At 57.8% G+C, this 15201-nt stretch carries 16 protein-coding genes; 7 read left to right on the plus strand and 9 right to left on the minus strand.

Features of this window, described 5'->3' with window-relative positions; all coding sequences use genetic code 11:
- Positions 1-92 precede the first annotated feature (92 nt).
- The gene (locus AC2FIO_RS18045) at positions 93-482 is read left to right on the plus strand and encodes an SHOCT domain-containing protein (RefSeq protein ID WP_058279764.1); all 390 of its coding nucleotides are present in this window, start codon (positions 93-95) and stop codon (positions 480-482) included.
- Between the two features lie 50 nt (positions 483-532).
- Here the strand turns inward: AC2FIO_RS18045 and AC2FIO_RS18050 are convergent, their stop codons facing one another.
- Together AC2FIO_RS18050 and AC2FIO_RS18055 are read right to left on the minus strand one after the other, a co-directional pair.
- Positions 533-985 (minus strand): GAF domain-containing protein, encoded by a 453-nt coding sequence (locus AC2FIO_RS18050; RefSeq protein WP_496699382.1) that lies wholly within the window; start codon positions 983-985, stop codon positions 533-535.
- Between the two features lie 51 nt (positions 986-1036).
- A complete protein-coding gene (locus AC2FIO_RS18055) occupies positions 1037-2209 on the minus strand; it encodes a thiolase family protein (RefSeq protein WP_108861131.1) in 1173 nt (390 codons plus the stop codon).
- Between the two features lie 102 nt (positions 2210-2311).
- Here AC2FIO_RS18055 and AC2FIO_RS18060 point away from each other — a divergent pair, with 102 nt between their 5' ends.
- The 3 genes from AC2FIO_RS18060 (at position 2312) to AC2FIO_RS18070 (ending at position 4914) form a co-directional block, all read left to right on the plus strand.
- Complete coding sequence (locus tag AC2FIO_RS18060; protein ID WP_108861130.1) at positions 2312-2650, plus strand: STAS domain-containing protein; 339 nt, start codon at positions 2312-2314, stop codon at positions 2648-2650.
- A gap of 28 nt (positions 2651-2678) precedes the next feature.
- On the plus strand, positions 2679-3122 hold the full coding sequence (locus AC2FIO_RS18065; RefSeq protein ID WP_496699384.1) for an ATP-binding protein: 444 nt from the start codon (positions 2679-2681) through the stop codon (positions 3120-3122).
- A 214-nt stretch (positions 3123-3336) separates the two neighbouring features.
- Positions 3337-4914 (plus strand): gamma-glutamyltransferase family protein, encoded by a 1578-nt coding sequence (locus tag AC2FIO_RS18070; RefSeq protein ID WP_496699386.1) that lies wholly within the window; start codon positions 3337-3339, stop codon positions 4912-4914.
- A 34-nt stretch (positions 4915-4948) separates the two neighbouring features.
- Here the strand turns inward: AC2FIO_RS18070 and hspQ are convergent, their stop codons facing one another.
- Positions 4949-5275 (minus strand): heat shock protein HspQ, encoded by a 327-nt coding sequence (hspQ, locus tag AC2FIO_RS18075; RefSeq protein WP_108861127.1) that lies wholly within the window; start codon positions 5273-5275, stop codon positions 4949-4951.
- A gap of 80 nt (positions 5276-5355) precedes the next feature.
- Between hspQ and AC2FIO_RS18080 the strand changes: the two genes are divergently transcribed.
- Positions 5356-6237, plus strand: coding sequence for an AEC family transporter (locus AC2FIO_RS18080; protein ID WP_282120309.1), 882 nt, complete (start codon positions 5356-5358; stop codon positions 6235-6237).
- 60 nt (positions 6238-6297) lie between these two features.
- Complete coding sequence (locus AC2FIO_RS18085; RefSeq protein ID WP_058272557.1) at positions 6298-6879, plus strand: transglycosylase SLT domain-containing protein; 582 nt, start codon at positions 6298-6300, stop codon at positions 6877-6879.
- A gap of 12 nt (positions 6880-6891) precedes the next feature.
- On the opposite strand, the gene AC2FIO_RS18090 is transcribed toward AC2FIO_RS18085, so the two are convergent.
- The 4 genes from AC2FIO_RS18090 to AC2FIO_RS18105 form a co-directional block, all read right to left on the minus strand.
- Positions 6892-7488 (minus strand): LolA family protein, encoded by a 597-nt coding sequence (locus AC2FIO_RS18090; RefSeq protein WP_282120310.1) that lies wholly within the window; start codon positions 7486-7488, stop codon positions 6892-6894.
- Between the two features lie 40 nt (positions 7489-7528).
- Entirely contained in the window at positions 7529-10426 is a 2898-nt protein-coding gene (locus AC2FIO_RS18095; protein WP_496699389.1) for a DNA translocase FtsK, read from the minus strand.
- Positions 10427-10440: 14 nt separating this feature from the next.
- On the minus strand, positions 10441-11622 hold the full coding sequence (locus tag AC2FIO_RS18100) for an aminotransferase class I/II-fold pyridoxal phosphate-dependent enzyme (protein WP_496699391.1): 1182 nt from the start codon (positions 11620-11622) through the stop codon (positions 10441-10443).
- Between the two features lie 108 nt (positions 11623-11730).
- Positions 11731-13059, minus strand: coding sequence for an amidase (locus AC2FIO_RS18105; RefSeq protein WP_496699393.1), 1329 nt, complete (start codon positions 13057-13059; stop codon positions 11731-11733).
- A 54-nt stretch (positions 13060-13113) separates the two neighbouring features.
- Between AC2FIO_RS18105 and AC2FIO_RS18110 the strand changes: the two genes are divergently transcribed.
- Complete coding sequence (locus tag AC2FIO_RS18110; RefSeq protein WP_496699395.1) at positions 13114-14376, plus strand: FAD-dependent monooxygenase; 1263 nt, start codon at positions 13114-13116, stop codon at positions 14374-14376.
- Here AC2FIO_RS18110 and AC2FIO_RS18115 read toward each other — a convergent pair.
- Both AC2FIO_RS18115 and AC2FIO_RS18120 read right to left on the minus strand, forming a co-directional pair.
- The gene (locus tag AC2FIO_RS18115; protein WP_282170493.1) at positions 14373-14558 is read right to left on the minus strand and encodes a Trm112 family protein; all 186 of its coding nucleotides are present in this window, start codon (positions 14556-14558) and stop codon (positions 14373-14375) included. The genes AC2FIO_RS18110 and AC2FIO_RS18115 overlap by 4 nt on opposite strands.
- The gene (locus AC2FIO_RS18120; RefSeq protein ID WP_282170494.1) at positions 14555-15196 is read right to left on the minus strand and encodes an LON peptidase substrate-binding domain-containing protein; all 642 of its coding nucleotides are present in this window, start codon (positions 15194-15196) and stop codon (positions 14555-14557) included. The genes AC2FIO_RS18115 and AC2FIO_RS18120 overlap by 4 nt, the downstream gene beginning before the upstream one ends.
- Between the last annotated feature and the right edge of the window lie 5 nt (positions 15197-15201).

The following is a 15201-nucleotide window of genomic DNA, read 5'->3' on the forward strand; positions in this document are numbered from 1 at the left end:
TTAGGTGCTAACCATTTGGGAAACTGTCTGCTACACTCTCATTCTATCTGAATATGATTATTCTTACGCATTCGCAAAGGGTTGAATGACAAATGGACAACGGCATCGGTTTCTTCGACATAGTCTGGTCAATCTTCTGGCTGTTCCTGATGGTGGCCTGGTTCTGGGTGATGATTTCGGTTGTGGCCGATGTCTTCCGATCCAAGGACCTAAGTGGCGGTGGAAAGGCAGTCTGGATTGCCTTTGTCATCCTGATTCCTTGGATGGGTGTTCTGGCCTACCTGATTGTCCGCGGCGACAAAATGCACCAGCACAATGCCGAAGCCATGAGCCAGATCGAACAGGCGCAAAAGGACTATATCCGCTCAGTCGCAACCGTATCCGCCGCGGATGAGCTGGAACGGCTTGCAGCGCTCAAGGAAAAAGGCGTTCTGACGGATGAGGAATTTGCAGCGCAGAAAGCCAAGCTTCTGAGCACCTGATAGGAAGCACACACTAATCAATATGGCCGGGGGTACGCCCCCGGCCATTTTTACTTGGCGAATACGCTGGACAGAATTCCGCTCAGTTGCCTTGCGTCTTGTTCATTGAACGCGTTGGGTTGATCACTGTCGATATCGAACACCGCAATGACGTCACCGGCGGCGTTGTGCACAGGCAGCACCACCTCGGATCTGGTCGAAGATGCGCAGGCGATATGGCCCGGAAACGCATCCACATCCGGCACCAACTGTACCTCGCCCGTACGGGCGGCAGCGCCACAGACACCGTGGTCGAACGGGATGACCAGACAGCCGTGCCCACCTTGATAAGGTCCAATCTTCAAAAGCCCCGGCTCGGTGACCCGGTAGAAGCCTGTCCAGTCAAATCGATCATCGGAATGATGCACCTCGCACGCGACTGTAGCCATCAGGGCCACGTCATCGGTTTCCCCCTCGGTCAGGGCTGCGATGGTTTTGGCAAGTGTATTATAATCAGCTGTCATGTCAGAACTCGTGGCACGTTTGCACCGGAGTATTTGGAAAAAGGTGAAGCGTCAAACGCGTTCGATGGCGATCGCCGTTCCTTCGCCGCCGCCGATGCAGATCGCCGCCACCCCGCGTTTCAGGTTTCGCTTTTCCAACGCGTTCAGCAGCGTGACTATAATCCGCGCACCCGACGCACCGATCGGATGTCCAAGTGCGCAAGCCCCGCCGTTCACGTTGACGATATCGCGGGGCAGACCCATTTCGTGCATGAACGCCATCGGCACGACCGCAAAGGCTTCGTTGACCTCCCACAGATCGACATCTTCTTTGGACCAGCCGATGTTGGTCAGCAGTTTCTGCGCGGCCGGAACAGGTGCCGTCGTAAACAGCCCCGGTGCCTGCGCATGGCTAGCGTGGCCGACAATACGGGCACGCACAGTCAGACCCTGCGCATGGGCTGCGTTCTCGGATGCCAGCACCAATGCAGCGGCACCGTCCGATATCGAAGAAGAGTTTGCCGCCGTGACAGTGCCATCCTTCCGAAACGCCGGCTTGAGCGTCGGGATCTTCTCGGGCCGCGCCGAAAGCGGCTGTTCATCCGTGGCCTGCGTGACCTCACTCTTTCGGGTGCGGACCGTAACCGGCGTGATTTCATCCGCGAATGCGCCGTTTTCCTGTGCGGCCAGCGCATTTGACAATGAACGCAGCGCATATTCGTCCTGCGCTTCGCGCGTGAACTGATAGGCCTCGGCGCAGTCTTCGGCGAATGTGCCCATCAGGCGACCTTTGTCGTAAGCGTCCTCGAGCCCGTCCAAGAACATATGATCCATTGCCTGCGTATGACCCAATCGCGCGCCTTCGCGCATTTTGGGTAAAAGGTATGGCGCGTTCGTCATGCTCTCCATCCCACCTGCGATCATTGTATCGGCATGCCCTAAAGCGATCTGGTCATAGGCCATCATGGCCGCTTTCATGCCCGATCCGCACATTTTGTTCAGCGTTGTGGCGGGAACGTCTTCGCCCAACCCTGCCGCAAAACCGGCCTGGCGCGCGGGCGCCTGCCCCTGCCCGGCCGGCAAAACACATCCCATAAGGACTTCGTCAACGGTTTCAGTACCGGCCCCTTGCAACGCTGCCCTGATGGCGTCGCCGCCCAGATCGGCCGCTGTCACGGTATCGAACATCCCCTGAAACCCACCCATCGGGGTCCGCGCCGCGCCGGCGATAACGACTTGCTTCATCTGGATGCTCCTTCGCTTTTCTACTGGAATGGATACAGAATGGTAAGAATTGTCGTCTAGCGTATTTCTACGAGTGATTTTCAGTTTAGAGAGCCCGTGCGCATGGCCCTGACCAGTAAGATAACAGACACGACGCAGATCATTACCGTGCATTCGGACCGGATTGATGCCGCAATGGCCATTCAGTTCAAGGAAGACATGCGCAATGAGGCCGACGGTGGCGCGTCGCGCGTTGTTCTGGACCTGACGGGGGTCGAATTTATCGATTCAAGCGGCCTTGGGGCCATCGTCGCGTCGATGAAACAACTGGGCAGTGACCGCAGGTTGGATTTGGCCGGGTTGCACCCGTTTGTCGAAAAGGTGTTTCGGCTGACCCGCATGGATACGGTTTTCAACCTCTATCCTACCCTGGACGACGCTCTGGCACCGCCGGCGGAATGACTTCACGGATTGAATAGGCGCGATGTCGATGGGGAACGGGAACTGCTTGGATCTGAGCTTTACTGCAACCGAAACCGAAGCCAGTGTTGGTATCGCCCAGCTAAGCAAAGGGCTGGAGGCGCAGGGTCTACCGCCACACAAGGCGAGCGACGTGAAAATCGCTCTGGCCGAGGCGATCAACAATGTGGTGGAGCATGCTTATTCGGACGTCACCCCGGCCAAGGTCCGGGTGCATTGTCGGCTGCACCAAAATTGGCTGGATATTTTGATCTCTGACACCGGGACTCCTTTGCCGGGATTTCGCGTGCCCGATAGTGTGCCCGCGCCTTTGGGATCGACACTCGACGAGTTGCCCGAAGGCGGGTTTGGCTGGTTCCTGATCCACGAACTGACCAGCGACATTCGCTATGAACATCGCAATGGCTGCAACCGGTTGTCCCTGCGGTTTGACTTTCCAAACCCAACCACCTGACCCAAAATAGTCACATAATGGCCCAGATCGTACCATTGCCGCGCCGCAAACAAAGGGCAAAAAGGTATCCGTAGCTCAGATAGCTTCCCTCGGCGCCTCGTGTCACAGCCCCCACCCAGTGAACGGCGCCGAGGATCTCCCTTCCCGCTGATGTGACTAGACAATCCCTGACCGCGCTTTACGTTCGGCGTGTTCAAAAGGGGAAGGCAAAGCTATGCGGGATTTTCACACTCCAGGTCGGTCCGAAGTTCTGGCAACCGAGGGAATGTGCGCCACATCGCATCCTCTGGCCGCGCAGGTTGCCGTAAATATCCTGCAGCAAGGCGGCAATGCCATGGACGCTGCCATCGCAGGCGCTGTGCTGCTGGGAATTTGCGAGCCGCAGATGACGGGCATCGGCGGCGATTGCTTTGTCCTGTTCAACCGCGCAGGCGAAGATCAGATACGCGCCCTGAACGGATCCGGGCGCGCGCCGGCGGCTGCCAATGCGGACAAGTTGCGGGCCGAGGGGCTGGATACAGTGCCGTTGAACACACCCGATGCGGTGACCATTCCCGGTGCGATTGATGCCTTTTGCCATCTGGCAGAAACCGAGGGCAGGCTTGGGCTGGATGAGATACTGGCACCTGCCATTCACTATGCCGAGGTGGGTGTCCCAGTTGCACCCCGCGTCGCCATTGATTGGAAAACGGGGGCCGCCACGTTACAGGGCGCCGCGCGCAGACACTACCTGACCGACGGCGAAGCGCCAAAAACAGGTCAGGTCTTTCGCGCGCCAGGGCAAGCAGAGGTTCTGCGCCAGATTGCCCGCAATGGTCGTGACGCCTTTTATTCCGGTGAAATTGCACAGGATATGATTGACGCCCTAACAGCATTGGGTGGTGTTCACATGGCCGAGGATTTTCTGGCCACGCAATGCACAAAATCCCAGCCTGTCAGCGGAAACTACAACGGCATCGATCTTGTCGAACACCCGCCCAACGGCCAGGGTGCGACTGCAATCCTGCTTTTGAACATCCTAAAGAACTTCGATCTGGCCGGTCTTGACCCATTTGGCCCAGAACTCATCCATCTTGAGGCCGAGGCCTCGAAACTCGCCTATGACGCGCGCAATCGGTTCATTGCGGACCCCGATCACACGACCCACGCTGAACGATTCCTCGACCAGAGCGTGGCGGACAAGCTGGCCGCGTTGATTGACCCCAAGCGCGCCATGCCAGCGGCAGCCCCACTAACCGAGTCCATTCACAAGGACACGGTCTATATTACGGTTGTTGACCGGGATCGGATGGCCGTTTCGCTGATCTATTCCATATTTCACAGCTTTGGGTCTGGCATCGCATCGGAAAAATACGGGATTTTGCTGCAAAACCGCGGCTCAGGCTTCAACCTGAGCCCCGGTCACCCAAACGAGCTTGGCCCGGGCAAACGCCCGATGCACACGATCATTCCCGGTATGCTCAAACAGGATGGCCGTGTGCTCATGCCATTTGGCGTGATGGGCGGAGCTTTTCAACCAACAGGCCATGCACGCCTATTGTCCAACCTCACTGATCATGGGTTGGGTTTGCAGGCCTCTGTGGACGCCCCGCGCGCCTTTGCAGACGGCGGCGTTCTGAAACTTGAACGCGGAATTCCGCCCAGCACATCTCAACAATTGAGCGATTTTGGGCACAACGTTCAGGTTCCAGAAACGCCCCTTGGCGGAGCGCAAGCAATCCGAATCCGCACAGATGGTGTTCTGGAAGGCGCAAGTGACCCCAGAAAAGACGGTTGTGCGTTAGGTTACTGACCACCAGGGCGCGAAATCTGGCGCACCAAATCACTTAGTTCAAATTAAAGTGCAGCGGGTACGCGCCATTCTCGAAAGGACCGAACATGTCAGGAATATCAGGATGCTCAACCGGTTCCCCGGATTGGTCGGCAACCAGATTTTGTTCTGAAACATAAGCCACATAGAAGGATTGGTCGTTTTCTGCGAGCAGATGGTAAAACGGCTGATCCTTGATGGGGCGGCTGTCCTCGGGAATGGCCTGATACCACTCTTCTGTGTTGGAAAATTCCGGGTCCACGTCAAAAATCACCCCTCGGAAGGGATGCTTTTTATGGCGGACCACCTGTCCCAGGCGGTACTTGGCATTTGTCTTCAGCATTATCTCAGCCCCCAGAGATCTTACTACCTCTTTCCGGGCCGGAATGCCAATCATTGATCGGAAATTAAAGGAAACAGTCTGTGAACATCTTACTGACAGTGTTCGAAATTGTGGCGCCGGTTTTTCTGCTGGCGGGCATTGGATTCACCTGGGTCAAACTTGGTTTTGAGTACCGTTTGGAGTTTGTGACGCGCCTTGCCGTGACGCTTGCCGTGCCCAGCCTGATCTTTGTGGCGCTGATGCAAACCGAGATCCCGGCAGGAGAGTTGACCCGCTTCACACTGGCCGCAATTGCGGGTCATATTGGCCTTGCCGTGGCCTTTGGCGTTTTCGTTCGACTTTCAAACCTGGACCGTCGGACTTACCTGTCGCCACTGATTTTTGGCAATACCGGAAATCTGGGCCTGCCGCTGTGCATTTTTGCGTTTGGTCAGGCAGGTCTGGGTTTTGCAGTCATTTTCCTGGCAATTACCGCCCTGTTTTCCTTCACCTATGGAATTTACCTCGTCGCTGGAAAGGGTGCATTCGGCAAAGTTGCGCGCGAACCGATGGTTTGGGCGACCCTGCTTGGGGCCTTATTCCTATGGCAAGACTGGGAAACGCCACTGTTCCTGACCAATACGCTAGAGCTGCTAGGCCAAATGGCCATCCCCATGATGTTGATTACAGTCGGCGTGGCAATTGCAAGGCTGACGACGCGCAAATTGGGTCAGGCGATCTGGCTGTCCGTCCTGAAGCTGCTGGTCTGCTTTGCGCTCGGCTGGGCAATAGCTCGATTCTTTGATCTGGACGCAACCGCTTTTGGAGTATTGGTCCTGCAGATGTGCACTCCAGTCGCGGTTACATCGTACCTGCTGGCCGAGCGGTTTGACGCGGATTCGGACGCGGTTGCAGGGATGGTCATGGTATCAACTGTGCTTAGCGTGGGCGCTTTGCCTATAATTCTAGCCATTGTTCTATAACGATTGTGATTTCCTAATCGCTCAATTTGCGCTAGAATAAAGAAAAAAGGCACGAGGCACATGAGCAGAATTCTTTTCGTACTCTTCGGGGTGCTGCTTTTGGCATCCTGCGGTGGCGGGTCCAAACAGCCACCGAGCAGATTGAATGACGCGTGCAGCATTGCGCGCGAACGGCCTGATTTTATCAAGGCGTTCAAAAGCACCGAACGGAAATGGGGCGTCCCAATTCACGTTCAGATGGCGACGATCTATCAGGAAAGCCGCTATAAGCACGACGCACGTACGCCGCACCAATACGTTCTGGGTGTGATCCCGATGGGCCGTCAAAGCAGCGCCTACGGTTTCAGCCAGGCCCTGGACGGCACTTGGGATGAATACCGCAAAGAGACCGGCAAACGCCGCGCCAAGCGGGACCGCATCCGCGATGCGTCAGATTTCATCGGCTGGTACATGAACAAAAGCCATCAGCGGAACGGTATTCACCCCACAGATACGCGCAACCAGTATCTGGCCTATCACGAGGGGCACACCGGCTTTGCCCGCGGCAGCCATAACAGCAAATCCTGGCTGTTGAACGTCGCCAATGACGTGGATGCACGCGCCAAGCTCTATCAGGCGCAGCTGGCCAATTGCCGCTACTGACAGGAGTGCGGGTCAGCGATTGCCTGACCCGCTTCTTTTTGATCTGGAAAACAGATCGTTGCTGAGATTTCCGCCGGTACTCAGCTGCCCCAGCAGAACGGTCGTCTGACTGCCGGCATTGTCGTGAATGACCCATTTGCGCAGCTCGATCGGGTCCCCCGTGAACATCAGTTCAATCCGGCCGGAATCGGGGTTCTTTGGGTCCCGAGCGGTAACAACCGTGGCCGTCCCGTCAAAATCATGGGCAACCACCATATTCGCCTGCCCCAGATTGACGTTACGCGCCAGCACCAGCGACAGGGGTGTGCGTTTCAACGGATACTGTTCAGGGGGCTGGTTAGATTTCGGATCAAAGATCTGCACCGTACCTGCGCGCGCCAGAACCACAGCGCTGTTGGGCGGGTCATATTCGAACCGCATCTTACCGGGGCGTTCTATCCACAGCTTTCCGGTGCTCAGCGAGCCGTCATCGTTGACTTGTGTAAACGTGGTCTCAACGGTTTTGAGGCCATTGAGGTAGTTTGAGATTTGGGACAACGGCAGCTTATCAGCCGCCCAGGCCGCAGGCGCGGCGAGTGTCAAAGCAAGGGCAAAGGCAATCTGTTTCATAAGTTCCCAGATAAGCGCTCTGCCCTTGTTATTAAATATCCTATTGTTCGGGTACGAGGATTTCGCGTTTCCCGACATGATTTGCCGACGAAACAACGCCTTCATCTTCCATTTGCTCAACAAGTCGCGCAGCTTTGTTGTAGCCAATGGCAAGTTTCCGCTGAATGTACGAGGTCGAGCATTTGCGATCCTTGATCACAATCGCCACCGCCTGATCGTATAGCGCGTCTTCCCCGTTGGTGTTGCCACCGGTGTTGAGGCCCAATACGGCATCGATGTTGTCGGCTTTATCCTCAGATGGGCCGTCCAGTACGGTGTTCACATAGTCCGGTGGGCCGAACTGTTTCAGGTGGTTGACGATTTCCTCGACTTCCTCGTCCGAAACAAACGGGCCGTGGCAACGGGTGATCTTGGCACCACCTGCCATATACAGCATGTCGCCCTGCCCCAGCAGTTGCTCGGCCCCCATTTCGCCCAGAATAGTGCGGCTGTCGACTTTCGAGGTCACCTGGAACGAAATCCGGGTTGGGAAGTTCGCCTTGATCGTACCGGTAATCACATCGACCGAGGGGCGCTGCGTGGCCATGATCAGGTGAATACCCGAGGCCCTTGCCATCTGCGCCAGTCGCTGGATACAGGCCTCGATCTCTTTGCCCGCGACCATCATCAGGTCGGCCATCTCATCAACAATCACGACGATGTAGGGCATCGCTTCGGGCGCGAACTCTTCTGTCTCGAACGTTGGCTCGCCGGTTTCATCGTCGAACCCGGTCTGCACGGTGCGGCTGAACATCTCGCCCTTGGCCAACGCGTCCTTCACGCGGCCATTGTAGCCCGCGATGTTGCGCACACCCATCTTGGACATTTTACGATAGCGGTCCTCCATCTCGCCCACGACCCATTTCAGCGCGACAACCGCCTTTTTCGGGTCGGTCACAACGGGCGACAGCAGATGCGGAATGCCATCATAGACGGACAGTTCCAGCATCTTGGGGTCGATCATGATCAGGCGACATTCGTCCGGTGTCAGCTTATATAGCAGCGATAGGATCATGGTGTTGATCGCAACCGACTTACCGGAACCGGTTGTCCCCGCAATCAACAAGTGGGGCATCTTGGCCAGGTTTGCGACCATGGATTCGCCGCCGATATCCTTGCCCAGCGCCAGTGGCAGCGCGTGGTTACCATCACCGAAATCACGGCTGGCAAGGATTTCGCGCAACACCACCATCTCGCGGTTTTCATTGGGCAATTCGATCCCGATCACCGAACGACCCGGCAGGGTCGAAACACGTGCCGACAGTGCCGACATCGAGCGCGCAATATCGTCGGCCAGACCGATAACCCGGCTCGCTTTCAGGCCCGGAGCAGGCTCTAGTTCGTACATGGTAACAACCGGGCCGGGGCGCACACTGGTGATCTCACCCTTGACGCCATAGTCGTCCAGCACGTTTTCCAACATGCGCGCGTTTTCTTCCAATGCCTCATCGCTGAGGTGATGGCGCTGAATGCTGGAAGGGTTGGACAGCAAGCTCAAAGGCGGCAGCTCAAAGTCCGAATGCCGGTCTTCAAAGGACAACCCAGGCTGTGCTTCGGCCTGTGCACGACGCGACGGCGCAGGGGTACGGCGAACAGGCTGTGCCACTACGGGTTTGCGCGGCTCGGCCACTGGAATTTTCATCGCAGGAAGCGGGGCCGGTTCGGGTTCGGGTGCGTCTTCAAATACGGCCTCATCCTCAAAGACGGGCTCGGGCGCAAAATCATGATGCAGGGGTTCCTGATGCCACTCGGGTTCAGGCTCTGCTGTCAGCATCGGCTCAGGCGGCAGACCGTCCAATGTCATCGGCGGCTCGGGGGGAAGCTCCTCTCCGCCTCTGGCGTTCAAAATCAACGGGTCCGGCCCCCGGCCACGCCCTTTGGTCAAAGGCAGGGTTGGATCGACCTCTGGCGCCACTTCACCCGCGGCCACTTTGCGATTGCGCACGGCTGCGGAAATCTTGGACTTGATACGATCTTCACCCGGCATTTCATCGAATCCGGCAACCGGTTCGCGGGCGACCAGTTCAGGTTCCGGCATGGGATCGGCGCGGCGGATCAGGCTTGGCATCCGCGCCAGCAGACCGGGTTTTGCGGGTTCGGGCTCTTCGAAATCCGGCTCTTCGAACATCGGATCGGCATACGCCATATCATCGTCAAACACCGCGTCGTTGGCCTCTGCGCGGATGGCCTTGCGCTCTTCCCACTGTGCCCGGCGATCTCGTGCCGCCTGTGCGGTAACCGACGCACTGCGACCCAAGAGGTTCATCAACATGTCATAGGACATCACAAGGCCCAACAAGAAGGCACGCGTGCCTTTGCGCACGTCGGCTTTTGTGAATCCAAGGACAAATGTACCCAGCACCAGCATGCCAGCTGCCATCGCCAGCGACATCAGTTTGACCATGAAATGTGACGATATAGGCAGCAGTGTCAGCAACGCACCCATGACGGTATCACCGAACAAGCCCCCCAGACCAAAGCTGTGGGTCGTGCGCCATGCCTCACCCGGCACCAAAGTCGCGGCATAAACGGAAACGATGGCAATCCAGATCGGAGCAAAGATAAGGCGGGCCACTGCGCGTTCCTCGCCGAAGTGCCCGGCAAAGCGTATGCCCCAGCCAATCAGCACCAGCGCGATGCTCCAACTGCCCCATCCGACGATCATGAACAGCGGCGCGGCGATCGACGCCCCAATCCGCCCCATCCAGTTCTGCACTGGCGCGTCTGTCGACACCATCCAGTTCGGATCATCCGGCGTGTAGGACCAGATCATCGCGGCTGAAGCCAGCCCCAGCAGGATCAGGGCGATCCCGATCAGTTCCTTGCTACGCCTTTCGATGGCGGCCTGGGTCGTACTGTCCAGCAATGGATCGCGGTTGCGCGCGTTATATGATGCCATTTTGCCCTCGTACCTCACGAATAGATGCAGTCACGGAGCGTAATCAGCCCCTGCCGCAACTCTGTTTTTGGGGCCACCATTGCGACCCGGATAAATTGTTCGCCCGGGTTTTGCCCCGGATCACCTTGAGAAAGATATGCACCAGGCAGCACCCGAACACCGGTTTCCTGCCACAGCCTTAATGTGGTTTCCTCGCCATTTTCGACTGGCAGCCATAGGAAAAACCCGGCTTCAGGCGCCATATAGCCCTGCACGCCCGCGAAAACCTCATCCGCGATCGTGTATTTTTCCTGATACAGCGCGCGGTTCTCTACAACATGCACCTCATCTGCCCAAACTTTTGCGGCGGCAGCCTGCAAAGGTAGCGGTAAAGGCGCACCTGCGTAGTTGCGTAACTGCTTGACCCTCTTGATGGTCTCGGGACCACCGGCGATCAGGCCCGAGCGCAGACCAGCCAGATTGGACCGCTTCGACAGTGAATTGAACAAGGTGATCCGCTCCGGATCGGCCCCAAGTTCCTGCGCGGCGGTCAGCACACCGGTTGGTGCCGTGTCGCGGTAAATTTCGGAATAACATTCATCCGCGAAGATGCGGAAATCATAGGTTTCGGCCAGTTGGATCAGTTCGACCCAATAGTCGCGCGAGGCGACTGCGCCCTGCGGATTGGCGGGAGAACAGATATAGGCCGCTACGGTGCGGTTCAGAACGTCCTTTGGTAGCCCCGAATAGTTCGGCAAGTGACCTGTGGCGGCAGTTGCGGATACGAATACAGGCTCGGCACGAACCGACAGTGAGGCCACCATATAGACCTGGTAGAATGGATTCGGGCACAGTATGACGGGCTTTTCACCGTTTTTCTGCTCGGGGCACAGCGCCATCGCGGCGTTGTACAATCCTTCGCGCGTGCCATTCAACGCCATCACGTTGGTGTCAGGGTCCATCGAAACGCCATAGCGGCGATCAATCCAGTCAGTAATCGCCGACCGCAACTCGGGCGACCCTTCGTTTGGAGGGTATCCTTTAAACCCGGCCGCGTTTTCTGTGATCACATCGGTGACCCACGCCGGAAAATCATGCATAGGCGCGCCAATGGTCATGTGAATCACTTCGCCACCCGGCTGGTGATGATCCAACAGGGTGCGCAGACGCGGGAATGCATATTCCGGTAGGTCCGAAAACCGTTCGGGGAAATTCATAACTACTGCCTCAATACCGGGATCATTTCGCCCCGTTTTACAGGCAGACTACAGATCGCACCCGGTTTCGTCCAGACAAAGAGGTGGCGAATCAGGGGATTGTGGCATTCAGGCCAACGCCGTCTCGGCCGCTGATCCCAGCCTTAGCAGGGCCTCTTCCGAGCCCGGATATCCCATCATCATCACGCCACAGCCGGGTATTCCGGTCGGCAGTGTCAGTGCAGCAAGTCCCATCAGATTGCCAATACGGGTGTTGCGCAGCGCCAACAGATTTTCCGTGACATAGTAGTCATGGTCATTCATCAACCGATCCAGATTCGGCGGCAAAATGGGCGCTGTCGGCGCAAGCACTGCATCAAACCCGGATGTGGCGGCATCCCATGCCGCCCGACAGGCTTTCAGCCTGGACCAGGCCGCGATGTAATCGGCTCCGGTCGCGTTTTGACCCGACCGAAACCGTTCCAGTATCTCGGGATACATGGCGTCAGGGTTGGCCTCGATCACATCGCGCCACAACCCATAAGCTTCGGTCGTGTACAGAATGCCGGACAGCGCCATGGCGTCGTGCAGCTCGGGGACGTCCAGCGGAACGATCTCGGCGCCTGCCTCGGTGAGTCTTTGCAACCCATCCTCAAAGGCCTTACGCGGTTCATCCCTCAGGTCGTCCTGCGCCACAGTCTGAAGATTGGCAAAGCGGCGGCCTTTCAGGCTGGCACCGCGAAGATCCAGTGGAGAGCGCCCCTCGAGCAAGGCCAGCATCTGAGCCGTGTCCTCGACTGAGCGGGTCAGTGGACCAATAGTGTCGAACCGCAGACACAAGGGCACTGTACCCTCAAGGCTGACGCGCCCGGCGGTGGTTTTCAGCCCGACCAGATTGTTCCAGGCCGCTGGAATGCGCACTGACCCGCCCGTATCTGAACCGATCCCACAGGCGGCAAGCCCCCAGGCCACCGATGCCGCCGCGCCGGAAGAAGAGCCTCCGGATACAGCGTCTTCGTCGTCAATGCATGGGGGTGTGCCAGTGATCGGGTTCAGGCCAAGGCCTGAGAAAGCCAGCTCGCTCATATGCGTCTTACCCAGACAGACCGTGCCCATGGCGGTGGCGTTACGCACAACGACCGCGTCCATTTCGGGCACCCGGCCTTTCAGCAAGGCCGAGCCTGCCTCAGTCGCGGTGCCGGCGGTGTCGAACAGATCTTTCCAGCTGATCGGCACACCATCCAACAGGGACCGCCGCAGGCCCAGATTGGCGCGCTCCTGCGCAGCCTGTGCCTCAGCTCGTGCACGATCATGCGTAACGCGGGCATAGATCCTGTCACGGTGCGGATGCGCGTCGATAGCGGCCAGATAGGTCTCGGTCAATTCAACCGGATCGATCTGTCCCATGCCGATACCCCGACCCAGATCACACGCCGCCATGGTCAGCCAGTCCTGCATCCCTGCCCCCTTGGAAAAAAAGCACTTTTAGGGAAGGTAGCGACAGGACCGCACATGGACAATCCCGAAAGGGCGCGCATATTGCAGGCCATGGAACACAACTCGGATATCCTGATCGTAGGCGGCGGCCTGAACGGCCCGGCCCTGGCACTGGCACTGGCCCAGACGGGGCATTCTGTCACCGTCATCGACGCATTGGCCGAAAAAGCACGGAAAAACGCGGCTTTTGACGGGCGCGCCTATGCGCTGGCGCTAGCCTCGCAGCGGTTGTTGGATGCGGTTGGCGTCTGGGACAAGGTGGCAGACCGTGCCCAGCCCATGCTTGAGATCAAGGTCACTGATGGCCATTCCGGCGCTGGTCCATCCCCGTTTTTCCTGCATTTTGACCATGCCGAGATAGAAGAAGGCCCGATGGGTTACATGGTCGAAGACCGCCACCTGCGCCGCGCTTTTCTGGATGCCATGGCCGAACAGGGCAGCATCACGCAGATCAGCGGCAAAACCGTTGTCGCGCAGGCCTCTGATGATACCGGCGTAGCGCTGACGCTGGATGATGGCACGACCCTGACCGGCGGATTGTTGGTTGGCTGTGACGGGCGCCGCAGTGGCACCGCCGCGCGTGCTGGGATCAAGCGCACCGGTTGGGACTACGGCCAGACCGCGCTGGTCTGTGCCATTGAGCATGACCTGCCCCATAACGGCGTGGCGCATCAGTTCTTCATGCCCCCCGGCCCCTTGGCGATTCTGCCGCTGACCGGCAATCGCAGCTCGATCGTCTGGAGCGAACGCTCCGAAATGGCCAAACGCATCAACGCCATGCCCGAGGCGGACTATCTGCAGGTATTGCGCCCGCGCTTTGGTGATTTTCTGGGTGACATCCGCCTTCAGGGCGACCGATTCACCTATCCGCTAAACCTGACGATCGCCAATTCCTTTATCGGTGACCGCATGGCTTTGGTCGGGGACGCCGCCCACGGCATGCATCCAATTGCAGGTCAGGGTTTGAACGCAGGTCTTCGGGACGTGGGTGCCTTGGCGGAAGTTCTGACACTGGCCGGACGGCGTGGCGAAGATATCAGTTCGGTATTGGTTTTGGAACGTTACCAGGAATGGAGACGGTTCGACACGGCGGCGCTGGCCATGGCGACCGATGTGTTCAACAAGCTGTTTTCGAACGACAACCCGATTCTGCGCTTCGGGCGCGACATCGGGATGGAGATCGTCGGCTCGATCCCCGGACTACGTCGCGGCTTTGTCCGTGAGGCCGCCGGGCTGACCGGAGATCTGCCAAAACTTCTGCAAGGGCGCGCGATTTAGTCAAGGTGCCGGGCTTCATCCACCAGCATCACCGGGATACCGTTGCGGATCGGAAAGGCTAGATTGGCAGCTTTGGACACCAGTTCCTGCTTTTCGGCGTCGTAGTGCAAAGTAGTGTGCGTCTGCGGACAGATCAGCGCCTCAAGCATGTGGCGATCAAATGGGTGTTCAGGTTCGGTCATTGCAGTTTTTCCTCGCTCGATCCGCCGCGCATGGCGAATTCAATCAATGTCACCAATGTCTCGCGGCGCGTGCGAAGGCAAGGTGCCTCAAGCAGCGCCTGTTTCTCTTCGGGATCGAAATCCAGCAGCATCGACAGAGAATTCACTAGCAGCTCGTCATCGGCATCCTTCAACGTGTCCCAGTCGGTCGACAGCTGGCGCGAGGAAAAAAACCGTTCAAGCAGATCCAAAAATCGCAACCGATCGAACGCATTGTCCGCCTCGGCCTTGCCAAGATCGCGGTCAAACCCGTCCCATGAAACAGCACAACGGCGATAAGGCGTAAACGCATCCAGCTCGGACTTGATCCGAAATCGCGAGATGCCGGACAATGTAATCAGGTAGCGACCATCTTCGGTTTCAGAAAACTGTGTCACACGTCCGGCACAACCGATTTGGTGCAGCTTGCTTTCGTTGGACTGACAGGGGTTCGGCTGGGCCATGCCGATCAAGCGTTCAGGCGTTTTCAGCGCGTCGTCCAGCATTTGCAGGTAACGCGGCTCAAAAATATGTAGCGGCAAGCGAGACCGGGGCAGCAAAAGCGCCCCGGGCAATGGGAAAACGGATACCGTCTCCGGCAGATCAGCGGGATGCATCATGTACC

Source organism: Ruegeria sp. CDSB086, assembly GCF_059611065.1.

Bases quoted from the DNA above. Each gene is read 5' to 3' on its own strand.
- AC2FIO_RS18085 (WP_058272557.1), top strand. From the start codon at position 6,298: ATGAGCAGAATTCTTTTCGTACTCTTCGGGGTGCTGCTTTTGGCATCC.
- AC2FIO_RS18050 (WP_496699382.1), bottom strand. From the start codon at position 985: ATGACAGCTGATTATAATACACTTGCCAAAACCATCGCAGCCCTGACC.
- AC2FIO_RS18110 (WP_496699395.1), top strand. From the start codon at position 13,114: ATGGACAATCCCGAAAGGGCGCGCATATTGCAGGCCATGGAACACAAC.
- AC2FIO_RS18070 (WP_496699386.1), top strand. From the start codon at position 3,337: ATGCGGGATTTTCACACTCCAGGTCGGTCCGAAGTTCTGGCAACCGAG.
- AC2FIO_RS18060 (WP_108861130.1), top strand. From the start codon at position 2,312: ATGGCCCTGACCAGTAAGATAACAGACACGACGCAGATCATTACCGTG.
- AC2FIO_RS18065 (WP_496699384.1), top strand. From the start codon at position 2,679: ATGGGGAACGGGAACTGCTTGGATCTGAGCTTTACTGCAACCGAAACC.
- AC2FIO_RS18055 (WP_108861131.1), bottom strand. From the start codon at position 2,209: ATGAAGCAAGTCGTTATCGCCGGCGCGGCGCGGACCCCGATGGGTGGG.
- AC2FIO_RS18090 (WP_282120310.1), bottom strand. From the start codon at position 7,488: ATGAAACAGATTGCCTTTGCCCTTGCTTTGACACTCGCCGCGCCTGCG.
- AC2FIO_RS18105 (WP_496699393.1), bottom strand. From the start codon at position 13,059: ATGCAGGACTGGCTGACCATGGCGGCGTGTGATCTGGGTCGGGGTATC.
- AC2FIO_RS18095 (WP_496699389.1), bottom strand. From the start codon at position 10,426: ATGGCATCATATAACGCGCGCAACCGCGATCCATTGCTGGACAGTACG.
- hspQ (WP_108861127.1), bottom strand. From the start codon at position 5,275: ATGCTGAAGACAAATGCCAAGTACCGCCTGGGACAGGTGGTCCGCCAT.
- AC2FIO_RS18045 (WP_058279764.1), top strand. From the start codon at position 93: ATGGACAACGGCATCGGTTTCTTCGACATAGTCTGGTCAATCTTCTGG.
- AC2FIO_RS18100 (WP_496699391.1), bottom strand. From the start codon at position 11,622: ATGAATTTCCCCGAACGGTTTTCGGACCTACCGGAATATGCATTCCCG.
- AC2FIO_RS18120 (WP_282170494.1), bottom strand. From the start codon at position 15,196: ATGATGCATCCCGCTGATCTGCCGGAGACGGTATCCGTTTTCCCATTG.
- AC2FIO_RS18115 (WP_282170493.1), bottom strand. From the start codon at position 14,558: ATGACCGAACCTGAACACCCATTTGATCGCCACATGCTTGAGGCGCTG.